General features: G+C 41.3%; 17 protein-coding genes and 2 tRNA genes. 13 read left to right on the top strand and 6 right to left on the bottom strand.

The features are described from left to right. Window positions 1-49 precede the first annotated feature (49 nt). The 6 genes from H153_RS0106365 to H153_RS0106340 all read right to left on the bottom strand — a co-directional run bounded on the left by H153_RS0106365 (window position 50) and on the right by H153_RS0106340 (window position 6,153). The gene (locus tag H153_RS0106365; protein WP_022847306.1) at window positions 50-571 is read right to left on the bottom strand and encodes a 2-oxoacid:acceptor oxidoreductase family protein; all 522 of its coding nucleotides are present in this window, start codon (window positions 569-571) and stop codon (window positions 50-52) included. Beyond that, entirely contained in the window at window positions 568-2,355 is a 1,788-nt protein-coding gene (locus H153_RS0106360; RefSeq protein WP_022847305.1) for a thiamine pyrophosphate-dependent enzyme, read from the bottom strand. Before H153_RS0106360 ends, H153_RS0106365 begins: the two co-directional genes overlap by 4 nt. A 62-nt stretch (window positions 2,356-2,417) precedes the next feature. Then, a complete protein-coding gene (locus tag H153_RS0106355) occupies window positions 2,418-3,884 on the bottom strand; it encodes a hypothetical protein (protein WP_022847304.1) in 1,467 nt (488 codons plus the stop codon). A 106-nt stretch (window positions 3,885-3,990) separates the two neighbouring features. Continuing rightward, the gene (locus H153_RS0106350; RefSeq protein WP_022847303.1) at window positions 3,991-4,473 is read right to left on the bottom strand and encodes a hypothetical protein; all 483 of its coding nucleotides are present in this window, start codon (window positions 4,471-4,473) and stop codon (window positions 3,991-3,993) included. A 94-nt stretch (window positions 4,474-4,567) separates the two neighbouring features. After that, on the bottom strand, window positions 4,568-5,809 hold the full coding sequence (locus H153_RS0106345; RefSeq protein WP_022847302.1) for a DEAD/DEAH box helicase: 1,242 nt from the start codon (window positions 5,807-5,809) through the stop codon (window positions 4,568-4,570). Window positions 5,810-5,946: 137 nt separating this feature from the next. Then, window positions 5,947-6,153: a cold shock domain-containing protein gene (locus H153_RS0106340; RefSeq protein WP_022847301.1), complete on the bottom strand. Its 207-nt coding sequence runs from the start codon at window positions 6,151-6,153 to the stop codon at window positions 5,947-5,949. Between the two features lie 284 nt (window positions 6,154-6,437). Between H153_RS0106340 and tuf the strand changes: the two genes are divergently transcribed. The 13 genes from tuf (at window position 6,438) to rbfA (ending at window position 13,858) form a co-directional block, all read left to right on the top strand. Beyond that, window positions 6,438-7,634, top strand: a complete 1,197-nt coding sequence (gene tuf / locus H153_RS0106335; RefSeq protein ID WP_022847300.1) for an elongation factor Tu — start codon at window positions 6,438-6,440, stop codon at window positions 7,632-7,634. A gap of 86 nt (window positions 7,635-7,720) precedes the next feature. Further along, a complete protein-coding gene (rpmG, locus tag H153_RS10100) occupies window positions 7,721-7,885 on the top strand; it encodes a 50S ribosomal protein L33 (RefSeq protein WP_076712945.1) in 165 nt (54 codons plus the stop codon). Window positions 7,886-7,916: 31 nt separating this feature from the next. After that, window positions 7,917-7,992, top strand: a tRNA-Trp gene (locus tag H153_RS0106330). A gap of 24 nt (window positions 7,993-8,016) precedes the next feature. Next, window positions 8,017-8,205: a preprotein translocase subunit SecE gene (gene secE / locus H153_RS0106325; protein WP_022847299.1), complete on the top strand. Its 189-nt coding sequence runs from the start codon at window positions 8,017-8,019 to the stop codon at window positions 8,203-8,205. Window positions 8,206-8,209: 4 nt separating this feature from the next. Continuing rightward, window positions 8,210-8,944, top strand: coding sequence for a transcription termination/antitermination protein NusG (gene nusG / locus H153_RS0106320; RefSeq protein ID WP_022847298.1), 735 nt, complete (start codon window positions 8,210-8,212; stop codon window positions 8,942-8,944). A 25-nt stretch (window positions 8,945-8,969) separates the two neighbouring features. After that, entirely contained in the window at window positions 8,970-9,395 is a 426-nt protein-coding gene (gene rplK / locus H153_RS0106315) for a 50S ribosomal protein L11 (protein ID WP_022847297.1), read from the top strand. A gap of 71 nt (window positions 9,396-9,466) precedes the next feature. Continuing rightward, window positions 9,467-10,192 (top strand): 50S ribosomal protein L1, encoded by a 726-nt coding sequence (gene rplA / locus H153_RS0106310; RefSeq protein ID WP_022847296.1) that lies wholly within the window; start codon window positions 9,467-9,469, stop codon window positions 10,190-10,192. 73 nt (window positions 10,193-10,265) lie between these two features. Next, window positions 10,266-10,342, top strand: a tRNA-Pro gene (locus H153_RS0106305). Window positions 10,343-10,363: 21 nt separating this feature from the next. Next, on the top strand, window positions 10,364-10,885 hold the full coding sequence (locus H153_RS10095) for a hypothetical protein (RefSeq protein WP_027720060.1): 522 nt from the start codon (window positions 10,364-10,366) through the stop codon (window positions 10,883-10,885). Then, a complete protein-coding gene (gene queC / locus H153_RS0106295; protein WP_022847295.1) occupies window positions 10,885-11,592 on the top strand; it encodes a 7-cyano-7-deazaguanine synthase QueC in 708 nt (235 codons plus the stop codon). The genes H153_RS10095 and queC overlap by 1 nt, the downstream gene beginning before the upstream one ends. A 2-nt stretch (window positions 11,593-11,594) precedes the next feature. Further along, window positions 11,595-12,188, top strand: coding sequence for an FAD-dependent thymidylate synthase (thyX, locus tag H153_RS0106290; protein ID WP_022847294.1), 594 nt, complete (start codon window positions 11,595-11,597; stop codon window positions 12,186-12,188). A 30-nt stretch (window positions 12,189-12,218) separates the two neighbouring features. Next, window positions 12,219-13,547 (top strand): TldD/PmbA family protein, encoded by a 1,329-nt coding sequence (locus H153_RS0106285; RefSeq protein WP_022847293.1) that lies wholly within the window; start codon window positions 12,219-12,221, stop codon window positions 13,545-13,547. Next, the gene (rbfA, locus tag H153_RS0106280; RefSeq protein WP_022847292.1) at window positions 13,544-13,858 is read left to right on the top strand and encodes a 30S ribosome-binding factor RbfA; all 315 of its coding nucleotides are present in this window, start codon (window positions 13,544-13,546) and stop codon (window positions 13,856-13,858) included. Before H153_RS0106285 ends, rbfA begins: the two co-directional genes overlap by 4 nt. Window positions 13,859-13,863: the final 5 nt, after the last annotated feature.

The raw sequence follows: 13,863 nt of genomic DNA, 5'->3' as shown, positions 1-13,863 counted from the left end.
CAAATCGGGATTGATTTTTTGAATTAAGAGGGCGGCCAAGGCCGCCTTTTTATGAATTTAATCCTTTATGAAGTGCTTCAATATTAGCCGGTGCAAATTTTGAGTTAAGCTCTTCTATGCCTTTTTCGATTTCTTCCAGGGAAAAAGGAAAGTTTTTAACGTGTTTAAGAGCAGTTCCCAGGATAAATACGTTTAAAGATTTTGGGTTTATCTCGCCTTCGATTGCTTTTTTTGATGCATCTATTTTAAACACATTTAAACTATTAAGTTCCGGGAAGGAATCGTCTCCGTTTGTTACTATTGAGCCGGATTCTTTTAAGTAATCCAAAAATCTCAGGGTTTCAGTTGGATAGAGGCCTATAAGAAGATCTGCCTGTCCTTTACCTATTAAGGGTGCTTTAAAGTTGCCTATTTTAAGGTACGAGATGACGGTACCCCCCTTTTGAGCCATTCCGTGGGTTTCTGTTCCTATGAATGGAACACCTCTGTTGAGGGCACATCGTGCGAGGAGTTTAACTAAAAATATTGTTCCCTGACCACCTACACCTGTTAAGACTATCTGATATCTCATCTTTTATCCTCCACGAAAGCGTTGAACGGACAAACGCCGGACAGGCACACGCCGCATCCCACGCAGAAGTATTTGTTTACCGTTACTTTTCCATCTTTCCACTCAAATGCAGGACAACCAAAAGTGTCCATACAGTAACCACATCCTGTACACTTTTCCGGATCAACAGTGGCAAACTTTCCTGGAAGTTTAACGTTTTCTCTGTCAAATGTGCAGAATTCCTTTATCACGGCAACAACAGGGACATCGCTGTTTCTGTAGGCTTCTTTTACCTCGTTGAAGAATTTCACTGTTGTTTCAACCTTTCCATCATACTGAAGAATGAATGGTTTAACGCCACAGCCTTCAACCACCTTTTCAATGCTCACGTCACCGGTCCTTTCAGGTGTTGGCTGAAGGCCAGTCATCGCTACGGTGCTGTTATCAAGAATAACAAGGATGTATCTGTGTTTATTGGCTATGCTGTTTATCAGTGGATGTATTCCTGAATGGAGAAATGTTGAATCACCGATTGTTGCAACAATCGGTTTCGTTTTGTCGGAAATGGAAAATCCGCCGGCAAGTCCTGCAGAAGCTCCCATGCAGAGTATTGTGTCAACAGCTTTCTGATTTAAACCAAGTGTGTAGCAGCCGATGTCTGAAGGATATATGGTGTTGTTTCCGAAAACTTTTTTTATAGCATAGAAAACTGTTCTATGGGGACATCCCGGGCACAATGCAGGTTTCCTCGGCGGTGGAACATCGTCAAAAGTTGTTCCGGTGTAGATGTTTTTGTTCAGTATGCCTGTATTTTTAAGTCCTTCGGCTATTCTCTCGTGAGTGACTTCGTCTATGTCAAAAACGTCACCTGTAAGCTTTCCTTTAACGTTTGCGATAGGTGCTATCTGCTCTTCTATAAGCGGATAGGTTTCTTCAAACACGACAACCTGTTCGTAGTTTGAAAGCACTTCTTTTAAAAGGTTTACAGGAAGAGGCGTTGGCATATCTATTTTGAGAATGTCAATTTCAAGGTTATTATCCTCTATTACCTCTAATGCAAATCCGTAAGATGTTCCTGAGGCCAGAATCAGGTGCTTTGTCTTTTTAAGATTTTTAAGTTGTGGTTTAATCAGTATTTCGTAGTTAAACTTTTCTATCTCTTTTAGCTTTTTAAGTAGGGCTATTCCCTGTTTGAATCTTGGAATTCTGGGAACGGCAGCCCATCTTTCTATTTCTCTTTCAAACTTTCCTTCTCTACCCTTGAACTCAAAATCTGGTATTTCAACAATCTGCCTTCCGTGACAGACTCTTAAGACGGGTCTTAAAAGTACGGGAATTTCAAACTTTTCTGAGATTTCTATACCTAATGCGGCAAGTTTTAGTGCATCTTGAGGATCTGTTGGGTCAAGAGCTGGAATTCTTGCAAACTTTGCAAAGTAGCGGGAATCCTGCTCCGTTTGAGAACTATAAAATCCAGGGTCATCGGCTGAAATGATAAGGAATCCTCCTCTGTTGCCTATGTATGCGCTGCTCATCAGAGGATCTGATGCTACGTTGAGTCCGACCATTTTCATGCCGCAGGCTGCCCGTTTCCCCGTTATCGCGGCTGCGTAAGCTGTTTCAAATGCCACCTTTTCGTTTGTGGACCATTCGCCAACGGCGGGGAGATTGAGTGTTTTAATAAGGTTTTGGTATGTCTCAAGTATTTCAGAACTTGGTGTTCCCGGGTATGCTGCCATTACATCAACGTTTGCGGCGAGCAAACCGTAGGCTATTGCTTCATTTCCAAGAAGTGCTTTTTTCATTATTCCCTCTCTTTTATTTGAAGTGTTCAGGAAATAATGATTTTAGCATTTTCTCTCAAAATTTAGCTCTCTTTTTCCGCTTCCCTGTACCAGAACGAGGCTTTAGCTTTGTCCCCTATTTCTTCATAGATTTTCCCTATGGCTTCTTTTATATTTTTTCTCTCTTCCTGAGAGAATGGATGCTCTTTCAGTGCATCAAGTAGGTGATTAAGAGCTTCTTTATACTTACCCTGGGATACGAGAGCGGAAGATATGAGGGAGATAGCTCTAAATCTCACTTCCGGGAATTCAAGAGCTTTTTTCGCCATCTCTACAGCTTTTTCATAGTTACCAAGGCCTAACATTGCTTCGGCCATAGATATCGTGTAGATGGGGCCGTCAAGTTGTGTGGAAGCTTTTGCAATTTCCCTGTTATCTACGCGGCGGGAGGTAGCTTTTACTTTAAGTAATGCACTTTCCTCACCGGAGGTTTCGGTACCAACAGGGCTCTCTTCTTCAACGGCAGAAAATATTGAAGATAGAATTTCGTCAGAAGAGGGTATTTCACCATAAGCACTTTCCGGCTCTTGCTCAAATTCAATGGCTTCAGGATATTTTGCAAACAATCTACCTTTAAGTTTTTCTGCAGTACCTCTATCGAGTTTTGAGAGCTGTTCTATGTTTTCAAAGGCAGATTCTATTTCGCCTGTTTCTATATCTCTTAAAATAGCAGTTGTCCATTTAAGTTTTGTATCTTTTAGAGTTAGGATTACCTGATCCACATCATCAATAAGTTTGTTTTTAATGAATTCTTTAATGAGCGTCTGCAGCAGGTCAAGGTTGTCTTTGTTATCTAATATTAGACCTTTCAAAATTTTGCGTCTTGTGGTTGAGTCCTGGAGGCGGGCGACAATTTCAGTTATTTTTTGATCTACTATTTCACTTGACTTAATTTCTCTTGCCTTTAAATATGTACTTAAGGCTTCTTCAAATTTCGAAAGAGAAGCGTACATGCTTCCGGCCATTATGTAATTTTTGTAGGCTTCCGATTCGTTGTTAGATTCTGCCAGAGCATCGGCGTACATTTCGTAAAAGACAGGGTGGGAGTTTTTTTCTATGAAGTGCTCGATGACACTACGTATTTTTGAAACGTCTTTTCCTTCTTTTGCAAGTTTTTTGAAAAGGTCAATCAAAACTTTGAATGCCTCAAAGTAGAGGCTTTTTTTTACATATGCAGCCGATAAGAGTTCTACCGTGTGTATGTTGTGGGGGTCATGTTTTAGAGCTTTTTGCAGGAATGCTATCGCAGCTGCATAATAACCGTTTTTGAGTTTTTCCTCGGCATAGTCGTCCAGTATCTTTATAGCTTCTTCTTTATTTCCTACTTTTATCAAAGCCTCTACAAGAGGGTTTATTATATGTGGTGATGCATTTCCTTTCTCAAGCAGTTTACGACCATAAGAAACAATCTTAAGATAGCTCTTTTCTGTAACCGCTTCTTGAAACAGCTCTTCATCACTTTTCTTCTTAAAAAAATCAGTAAGTCCCACCAGGCCTCCATAGAGACAACTATTGATGGTTACAATTATACAAAAATAGTGGAACTAACAATCTATTTAATTATTTGAGTTTGGAACACTTATTAGTCCTGCAACTTTAAATATTTGCATAAATTATCTGGAAAGATGGCAGCGGATATCGTTTTAAAAAATTTCCAATAAGATTTCTTACTTCCGCCGTGTTTTTCCTGCCGTTTTTAAAGGTTGATAATAGGTCTATAAGGGTTTGAAATGCTTCAAAAAGTAGATTTTTCCCTTCATAAGCTCTGGATAGAAGCTTGACAGTTTCTATATTTTCAGGATCATACTTTATTGCTTTTGTTAGTAGAGGAATAGCTTCAGAGAAGTAACCGTTTTCTAATTTTTCTTTTGCAAATGTATCAAGAATTTTTACAGCTTCTTTCTTCCTATTTATAGTGAATAAAGATTCAGCGTAAGGTATAACCCTATGATATTCAAGCTTTCCCTTAGAAATCAGGCGTGCACCATAAACAACAACAAGTGAATGCTTTCTCTCGTTGACTGCCCGGTCAAAAAGGACTTCATCACTTTTACGCTTAAAAATCTTCCACAGGCCCATTGGAGCCTCCATGTTTCTCCTTAAAACCCTATCCGGTATATCTAATATTAATTATGCTTTATATTAACTGCTAATGCAAAGATAGCTGTGCGTGTTAAGATAAAAGTTTTTCGAGAAGAAAGGCGACTATTTTGGTTTCCTCTTCTCTGTTTTTCAGCAGATCTTTGGCCATTTTTACGTAAAGGGGTTTTATCCTTGCGGAATGAATCTCTCTCTTGAGGTCCTCAACGGTTATTCCTTTGAATTTTTCTTTTCTTACCCTGCTGAGGCCTTTAATTCTGTATAGACGGTTTTTTTCGCTGTCAGCAACAAGACTAATAGCTATACCTTCTCTCCCCGCTCTTCCTGTTCTTCCAATTCTGTGAACATAAATTTCAGGATTTTCGGGCAGTTCGTAATTAATAACCATTCCTACATCTTTGACATCTATACCTCTTGCTGCCACATCGGTTGCGACTAAAACCCTTACCTTACCTTTCCGGAAAGCGTTCATTACATTTTCCCTTTGACGTTGTGTCAGATTGCCATGAATTGCTTTTGCGTCGATACCTTTTTCTTGAAGTCTTCTTTCAAGATCAGCCGCGTCCCGTCTTGTTTTTACAAAGACTATAGTAGTTTCGTTTCTGTTCTCTTTTAGAAGTTTTATTAAGGCTTTCAGCCTATCATCGCTTTTTACAAACAGGATTTTTTGGTTTACTTTGGGCGTTATTACTGACTTTCCAACTTTTACCGTTTTATAGCTGCTTTTAAGGTAGCGGGAAATAAGTTTCTTTATTTCATTTGGCAATGTTGCTGAAAAGAGCATAGTTTGTCTTTCTATAGGTGTTTTTTTGAGAATGTACTCAATATCTTCAATGAATCCCATGTCGAGCGTTTGGTCAGCTTCGTCAAGAACCACAATTTCAACATTTGAAAGGTCTAAAACGCCTCTGTCGATAAGGTCTTTTACTCTTCCCGGTGTTCCAACAATTACATTGCATCTTCCTTTGTTAAGGAGAGATATCTGTCTTCCTATAGGTACGCCACCATATATGGGATAGATTCCGATTTTTCTCCTCTTTCCTATGGAAGATAATTCACCGGAAACCTGAATTGCGAGTTCTCTTGTGGGGACCAGGATTAGTGCTTTGACGCCTTTTGGCCTGTTGAGTCTTTCTATTATAGGAATGCCGAAGGCTGCGGTTTTTCCTGTTCCTGTTTGTGCCTGGCCGACAATATCACAACCTTCCATGGCTACCGGGATTGCTTCTTTCTGTATGGGAGTAGGTTCTTTAAATCCCATATCTTTAAGTGAAGCTTGAATGTCTTTACTTAAGTTTTCGAATGAAAAAGCCATAAGTTGATCTCCTCTATATTGTGTGTTTATGATTTTTATTTTGGGGTCAGTTTTTTCACAATTTCATAAAAATTGCCACGGTAGTGCCGCCGTTTCAGACACGCCGTGGCAATTGCATTCAGTTCAATTTTATTTTGTTATTCTCTTTCTACGTCGACAGCTTTCAGACCTTTGTCTGTTTCTGTAATGTTAAAAGTAACTCTTTCACCCTCTTCAAGGGTTTTGAAGCCCTCACCGGCTATACCTGTGTAGTGGACGAATACATCCTGTCCATTGTCGGCTGTAATGAAGCCGTATCCTTTCTTTGAGTCAAACCATTTAACTGTTCCTGTAAGCTTCTCCATGCGTCCTAACCTCTCTAAAACGTGTTGTGAAATTTAAAAAGCCCCGAAGGCAGAAACGGCATGCCTTCGGGGCTAAAGCTTTCAACTCCTTAAAGTTTCCGGCCTGAATTGAGCGTTCCGTAAACTGCCTTCTACATCGACTAAACTAATTTTATAATCCTATCTTTAAAAGTCAAGATGGTAAAAAATTTTTTGTAATTTTGGTATTGAATTTTCCAGAGTAAATGTTAAATTTTGGAAATCAAACAGGGGATAATAACTGATTATATGCGGAGGAAAGGAACATGGCGAAAGAAAAATTTGAAAGGACGAAACCCCACAAGAACGTGGGAACGATAGGACACGTAGACCACGGTAAGACGACACTCACAGCGGCCATAACCCACTGTCTTGCACTCAAAGGGATGGCACAAGAAGTATCATACGACAACATAGACAAAGCACCGGAAGAAAGAGAGAGGGGAATCACGATAGCGACGGCCCACGTAGAATACGAATCAGACAAATACCACTACGCCCACGTAGACTGCCCTGGCCACGCAGACTACATCAAGAACATGATCACCGGTGCTGCCCAGATGGACGGAGCCATACTCGTAGTATCAGCTGCAGACGGACCGATGCCACAGACGAGAGAACACGTACTACTTGCGAGACAAGTTAACGTACCATACATAGTAGTATTTCTAAACAAATGCGACATGGTAGACGACGAAGAACTACTTGAACTGGTAGAACTTGAAGTAAGAGAACTACTCAACGAATACGGATTCCCTGGAGACGAAGTACCGGTAATCAGGGGATCAGCCCTCAAAGCACTTGAATGCACATCACCGGAATGCCCGGACTGTCAACCAATCTACGAACTCGTACAAGCCCTTGACGAATACGTACCGGAACCGGTAAGAGAAACAGACAAACCATTCCTCATGCCGATAGAAGACGTATTCTCAATCTCAGGAAGAGGAACAGTAGTAACAGGAAGAGTAGAAAGAGGAACACTCAAAGTAGGCGAAGAAGTAGAAATAGTTGGACTAAGGGAAGAACCGATCAAGACAGTAGCGACAGGAATAGAAATGTTCAGGAAACTACTTGACGAAGCCATGCCTGGCGACAACGTAGGAATACTTTTAAGAGGCGTAGGCAAAGACGAAGTAGAAAGAGGAATGGTAGTAGCCAAGCCTGGCTCAATCAACCCCCACAAGAAATTCAAGGCGGAAGTATACATACTCTCAAAAGAAGAAGGCGGAAGACACACACCATTCTTCAACGGATACCAGCCACAATTTTACTTCAGGACCACAGACGTAACAGGGAAGGTAAAGCTACCTGAAGGCGTAGAGATGGTAATGCCTGGAGACAACGTAACATTTGAAGTAGAACTACTCAAACCTGTAGCTATAGAAGAGGGACTCAGATTTGCTATCCGTGAAGGTGGTAGAACTGTAGGTGCAGGTGTTGTTACTGAAATCCTTGACTAATTGAAAAAAATACATAAATTCTCATCGGCGGGCATCCCTTGTGGATGCCCTTAATTTTGTAAAACCTCATCATCCGGGAGTTTGAAATGGCCAAGAAGGGACCTCGTGAGATAATTCAGCTTGCATGTACAGAGTGCAAGAGAAGAAACTACTCTACTACTAAAAACAAGAGAAATACTCAGGAGAGACTTGAGCTTAGAAAGTATTGCCCCTGGTGCAATAAACACACCTTGCATAGAGAAGTAAAATAGGTTATATTCTCACACGCGAAACATAAAGGGTAGGCCAGTAGCCCAATTGGCAGGGCACCGGACTCCAAATCCGGCGGTTGGGGGTTCAAGTCCCTCCTGGCCTGCCATTTTATTTATTTTGTGGAGGGCAAATGTCCCCGGTGACTTTTCTTAAGGAAGTTAAGCAGGAACTAAATAGAGTTACCTGGCCTAATAGGGAAGAGGTAGTGGAAGGTACCATTGGAGTACTTACTTTTACAGGTATAATAGCTGCGTACTTCTGGATTATAGATATGATATTTACGAAACTTCTTCAGTTCATAATCAAACAAGGGGTTTAAGTTAATGGCTGAGAGCAGATGGTACACCCTTCACGTTCAGTCTGGTTTTGAAGACAGAGTGAGAGCTAATATCGTTAAAGCCCTGCAACAGGAAGGGCTCTTGAATAAGGTGGAAGAGATTTTTATACCGGCAAATGAAAGGGTCGTTATAAAGGTTGCCGGAAAGGAAAAGGCTGTTTTCCCTCTAAAAGGTGAGGCTGTTACCTATGAGGTGGAAACGGACGATGGAAAAAAGGTAGTTTTTCACATTGAAAATGGTAAGGTTTGGGCGGAACCTGTAGAGACAAAGAAGGGGTGTCTTCCTCAAAAACCAATAGATAGAATCGGCCAGAAAATAAAGTGTCCTGATCTCAAGGCAGAGGCGAAGATAGAGTTGAGAGATAAACTCTATCCCGGTTACATGTTCATAAAAGCGGAACTTGATAACAGAGTAAGGAGCACGGTTAGAGCTGTTCCGAGAGTGCTCGGATTTGTTAGCACGGGTGGAGAGCCGGTAGTTGTACCGGAATCTGAAATAGTTGCAATGAGAGAAAGGCTTGAGAAAGGTGTGCCTAAGGTTACCAAACTTAAGTTTGACAGGGGCGACAGAGTTAAGATCAAAGAAGGACCATTTATTGGCTTTGAGGGTGTTATATCAGAAATTGATGCGGAGAGAGAAAAGGTTATTGTTTTAGTTAACATTTTTGATAGGCAAACACCGGTTGAGCTTGAGTTTGACCAGATAGAGAAAGTAAGCTAAATGAGATAAATAGCGGAGGAATAAAATGGCAAAAAAGGTTGTTGCTGAAGTTAAACTTCAACTGCCTGCTGGCGAAGCTACACCTGCACCACCGGTTGGTCCGGCACTTGGTCAGCACGGTGTTAATATTATGGAATTTGTAAAGGCGTTCAATGCTGCAACTGCGGACAAGAAAGGGCTAGTTATTCCTGTAGTTATAACTATCTACGCTGACAGGTCATTTACTTTCATAATGAAGACGCCTCCGGCTTCTGTTCTCATTAAAAAGGCGGCCGGAATAGATAAAGGTGCTCATATGCCAAAGAAAGAAAAGGTCGGAAAAATTACAAGAGATCAGCTTAGGCAGATCGCAGAGACAAAAATGCCGGATCTTAACTGTTACGATATAGAAGCTGCCATGAGAATAATCGAAGGAACGGCCAGAAACATGGGTGTGGAAGTAGTTGACTGATTAAAAGTATTAACGTTTACCACCTTTCATGGTGGGAGGCATGAAGATTAGAATGCCGACAGGAGGAGAAAATGGCTAAAAAACACGGTAAGAAGTACATGAACGCACTTGCCCTCATCGACAGGACAAAGACATATCCAATTAACGAAGCGGTTTCTCTCGTTAAAAAGATGGCAGATGTAACAAAGAGGAACTTTGATCAGACCGTGGAACTTGCAGTAAGGCTTAATGTTGATCCTAAGTATCAGGATCAGATGGTAAGGGGAAGTGTAGTTCTACCTCACGGTCTTGGAAAGGATGTTAAAGTTGCCGTTATTGCTCAAGGTGAAAAACTCAATGAAGCGAAAGAGGCTGGCGCAGATTTTGTTGGCGGTGATGATCTCATTCAGAAGATCCAGCAGGGCTGGCTTGACTTTGACGTTCTCATTGCGACACCTGACATGATGGGTAAAGTGGGAAGACTGGGCAGGATTCTTGGTCCAAGGGGTCTTATGCCTAACCCGAAGACGGGAACCGTTACTTTTGATGTTGCAAAAGCGGTTAAAGATGCAAAAGCCGGTAAAGTTGACTTTAAAGTTGAAAAGGCCGGTATTGTTCATGCACCAATAGGTAAAGTTTCATTTGATGAAAAGAAACTTCTTGAAAACGCCCTTACGCTTATAAAGGCAATTCTTGCTGCCAAACCTTCAGGTGCTAAGGGGCAGTACGTTAAAAGTATGGCTATATCAGCATCAATGGATCCCGGTGTTAAGATAGACATCTTTGATGCTATAAACAAAGCTCAATCTCTTGAATAATACTGCTGAGGGGGCTTCCCCCCTTTTTTCTTGTTGATTTTTTCTCTGAAGTTTTTATATTTACTCAATGTGTCGGGGCGTGGCGTAGCCTGGTAGCGCGCTGGCATGGGGGGCCAGAGGTCGCCCGTTCAAGTCGGGTCGCCCCGACCATTTTATATTGCGGGAAAAATAATGAAAAGGTGGATATTCCTTCTTGTCTTGCCAGTACTCCTTTTATCTTCCTGCGTTTTTCAAACAAAACCGTCGGTAGTACCCTATCCCTGGAACTTCATTAAGAGGCCATCTAAAGAGATAAAAGGTATAGTTGAATGTTCAGTTTCGTGTTCCAATGGGACGGCAGTCTCTGGAAAAGCTCTCCTGTTTGTTGATGGCAGTAGAGCTTTAATAAGGGTTTACGGGACGGCTGGTGTTTATGGTGGGAGAATAGTTATAAAAGATGGTGAGCTGTTTGCAGATAGAAACCTTGCCCCTTTTGCAAAGTATCTCCGTTCTCCTCAGCAACTAAAATCGATGCTTACAGGTTATATCTACGAAAAATCGTATAAAATAATAACACCTTATGAGTTGCAATTCTCTTTTGGTAAGTTGACCGAAACCTACATTTACGCTGGTAGAAAGATTAAAGAAGTGGTGATAACAGATGGTATCTGCAGTTTGAAAGTTAAACCTATTAAGGTAAAAGAGGTAAAGTGATGAGTTCCTGCGTTGTTATTCTTTCCGGTGGTCTCGATTCAACGACCGTCCTTTACTGGGCTAAAAACCATTTTAGCGATGTGTATGCAATAACGTTCTTTTACGGGCAAAGGCACAGTATAGAAGTTGAAATGGCAAAGAAGATTGCTGAAAATGCAGGTGTTAAAGAGCACAAGCTTTTTGAGATTGACCTTTCAAAAATTGGCGGTTCAGCTCTCACAGATAAAAATATAGATGTGCCGGAAGCCCACAGTATTGAAGAAATAAAAGAAAGAGGTATCCCCGTTACATATGTTCCCTTTAGAAATGGTATTTTCGTTTCCATAGCGGCTGCTTATGCGGAAACTAAAGGGTGTACAGATATAGCTGGCGGATGGAATGCGGTTGATTACAGTGGATATCCAGATTGCAGACCCGAGTTCCTTAAGTCTATGGAAGAAGCGTTAAATAGGGGAACGAAGGTAGGTGCTGAAGGTGGCAGATGGCACATTCACGCTCCCTTAATAAGGTTGACGAAAGGGGAAATAATTAAACTTGGCCTTTCCCTTGGTGCCGATTATTCATACTCTATTTCATGTTACAGGGGTGGTGAAATTCCGTGTGGCAAATGTGATAGCTGTATTTTGAGGGCTAAAGGCTGGGAAGAAGTTGGGGAAGAGGATCATCTTATAAGACGGCTAAAGCAGGAAGGAAAAATTCAGGGGTGATTATGAAAGTTATACTTCTTGATTTCAACATTCCAGATATTGATATTAAAAAAGAGGAATTAGAAAAGCATGTTTTTTTTACATTCCTTGTAGATGGGATATCAAGAGCATGCTCCCATCAACTTGTACGTCACAGGCCGGCTTCTTACAGTCAGCAGTCTCAAAGGTATGTTTCTATGAAAAAATTTCCCTATGTGAAGCCAGAATCTCTTGAAGATAAGTACGTTGAAACAGAAATGGGAAGGTTCTCTTTTGACGAAGTAATGTCCTTTCTCGGTAGCGTTTATGAGTCTTTTGTAGAAAAAGGTGTTCCCAAAGAAGATGCGAGGTTTGTTCTCCCCAACGCCTGTTCTACAAGGATCGTGTTTACAATGAGTGGAAGGGAGCTTATTCATTTTTTAAGATTGAGAACCTGCAACAGGGCTCAGTGGGAAATAAGAGAAATGGCTGTTAAGATGCTTAAACTTTTGAGGGAGAAACTCCCGGAAATTTTTGAGAAAGTTGGCCCTGCCTGTTACATGACAGGTGTTTGTCCTGAAGGTGAAAAGACATGCGGCAGGCAGAGAGAGGTTGTTTCATTTTTTGAAAACCTGTAGAATAGGCAGGCTTAACACAGGAGGCTGTTTATGGAAAGAGGACTTGAAAGGGTAATAAGCATCCTGAAGAAGCAAGATATAGGAAAGTTTGATATATATGCTGTTTCCACTGAAGGCTATAGTGTTGAAGTTAAGGATGGGACTGTGGAAAAGATTAAGGTTCCCGTTAAAAAAGGCGTTGCTATACGGGTTATCGTTGATGACCGTCTCGGTTTTGCCTACACCAGAGATACGAGTGATGATGGAATAAGGATAGCTATTGAGTGTGCCAGGGAGAACGCAAGGGGTGCTGATCCTGATGAGTACGAGCTTTCTATGCCTGCTCAAGCTTCACTTGACTTTCCTCTTTCTGATGAAAATTTCAGAGATATTTCCATTGAAAGAAAGGTTGAAGTAGCACGCCAGCTTGAGGAGAAAGTTCGTTCTATTGATAAAAGGGTGAAAGTTGTAAGAAAGGCGTCCTACAATGACTCTATTACTAGGGTTTTCTATTACAACTCGAACGATCACTCTTTCTCTTACGAGACAACTTCTTTTTCACTTAGTGTTATGCTCAAGGCGGAAGAGAACGGTGACAGTCAGATGGGCTGGGATTTTGATATTGTTAGACATTTTTCTCAGCTTAATACCGATATTGTTGCGATGAGAGCTGTTGAAAATGCGGTTTCTCTTTTAGGTGCAAAACCAATGAAAACGAGAAAGATACCTGTTATATTCAAGAACGTTGTTTTTGCTGAGCTTATAGATGCTCTATCTGCAGGGTTTTTGGGTAACAATGTTTTGCGCAAAAAGTCCCTGTTTGCCGGTAAATTGGGATTTGAAGTTGCAAGTCATGTTCTTTCCATATACGATAATCCCCACCTTGAGGATGGAATCGGTTCGAGACCCTACGATGATGAGGGAACAGTTACCAGGAAGAAAGCCATTATAGAGAGAGGTGTTCTCAAAAACTTTTTAGTTGATATATACTCAGCCAGGAGGTTGAACCATCCAACTACCGGAAACGGTATAAGAACCGGTATTGCTTCCCTTCCACAACCTGGCGTTACGAATCTTGTAGTTGAGCCCGGAGCTCTGTCTTTTGAAAGTCTTGTAAGAACGCCGGAAGAGGTTTTGGTTATAACCGACGCAATGGGCATTCACACCATTAATCCTATTTCTGGTGAGTTTTCTATCGGTGTCAGCGGCCTTCTTTTAAAAGAAGGTAGTGTTGTTCAGCCTGTTGTTGGATGTACTGTTGCAGGCAACGTTAAGCATCTCTTAAACAACATAAGTGAGGTTGGAAGGGATAGCAGGTGGATAGGAAATATAAGCAGTCCGTCTGTTTTAGTTAAAGAACTTACGGTTGGTGGCGTATGAAAAATAGGCGTAAGGAGAGAATAGAGTCTCTTTTAAGAAGGGAAATTTCTGACATCATCACATTTGAGATAGATAAACCGGAAGGTGTATCTTTTGTTTCTGTCTTTTCCGTTGATGTTTCAAAGGACGGGCGGAAGGCAGTTGTTTATATTTCCGCTTTAAAGAGTGAAGAGGCGGCAGTGATGGTGAATGTGCTTAATCACGCAGCCGGATATATCCATCACCTGCTTGGGAAGCGTCTCAGGATGAAAGTTGTTCCAAGACCTGAGTTTAAAGTAGCACCTGATATTATGTTAGGAGACGTGCGTTGAAAATA

The organism is Desulfurobacterium sp. TC5-1 (assembly GCF_000421485.1).
GTDB lineage: Bacteria > Aquificota > Aquificia > Desulfurobacteriales > Desulfurobacteriaceae > Desulfurobacterium_A.
The sequence above is the reverse complement of the archived record's forward strand: the minus strand, read 5'-3'. Positions and strand labels throughout refer to the sequence as shown.

Bases quoted from the DNA above. Each gene is read 5' to 3' on its own strand.
- H153_RS0106365 (WP_022847306.1), bottom strand. From the start codon at position 571: ATGAGATATCAGATAGTCTTAACAGGTGTAGGTGGTCAGGGAACAATA.
- H153_RS0106360 (WP_022847305.1), bottom strand. From the start codon at position 2,355: ATGAAAAAAGCACTTCTTGGAAATGAAGCAATAGCCTACGGTTTGCTC.
- H153_RS0106350 (WP_022847303.1), bottom strand. From the start codon at position 4,473: ATGGGCCTGTGGAAGATTTTTAAGCGTAAAAGTGATGAAGTCCTTTTT.
- H153_RS0106345 (WP_022847302.1), bottom strand. From the start codon at position 5,809: ATGGCTTTTTCATTCGAAAACTTAAGTAAAGACATTCAAGCTTCACTT.
- H153_RS0106340 (WP_022847301.1), bottom strand. From the start codon at position 6,153: ATGGAGAAGCTTACAGGAACAGTTAAATGGTTTGACTCAAAGAAAGGA.
- tuf (WP_022847300.1), top strand. From the start codon at position 6,438: ATGGCGAAAGAAAAATTTGAAAGGACGAAACCCCACAAGAACGTGGGA.
- rpmG (WP_076712945.1), top strand. From the start codon at position 7,721: ATGGCCAAGAAGGGACCTCGTGAGATAATTCAGCTTGCATGTACAGAG.
- secE (WP_022847299.1), top strand. From the start codon at position 8,017: ATGTCCCCGGTGACTTTTCTTAAGGAAGTTAAGCAGGAACTAAATAGA.
- nusG (WP_022847298.1), top strand. From the start codon at position 8,210: ATGGCTGAGAGCAGATGGTACACCCTTCACGTTCAGTCTGGTTTTGAA.
- rplK (WP_022847297.1), top strand. From the start codon at position 8,970: ATGGCAAAAAAGGTTGTTGCTGAAGTTAAACTTCAACTGCCTGCTGGC.
- rplA (WP_022847296.1), top strand. From the start codon at position 9,467: ATGGCTAAAAAACACGGTAAGAAGTACATGAACGCACTTGCCCTCATC.
- H153_RS10095 (WP_027720060.1), top strand. From the start codon at position 10,364: ATGAAAAGGTGGATATTCCTTCTTGTCTTGCCAGTACTCCTTTTATCT.
- queC (WP_022847295.1), top strand. From the start codon at position 10,885: ATGAGTTCCTGCGTTGTTATTCTTTCCGGTGGTCTCGATTCAACGACC.
- thyX (WP_022847294.1), top strand. From the start codon at position 11,595: ATGAAAGTTATACTTCTTGATTTCAACATTCCAGATATTGATATTAAA.
- H153_RS0106285 (WP_022847293.1), top strand. From the start codon at position 12,219: ATGGAAAGAGGACTTGAAAGGGTAATAAGCATCCTGAAGAAGCAAGAT.
- rbfA (WP_022847292.1), top strand. From the start codon at position 13,544: ATGAAAAATAGGCGTAAGGAGAGAATAGAGTCTCTTTTAAGAAGGGAA.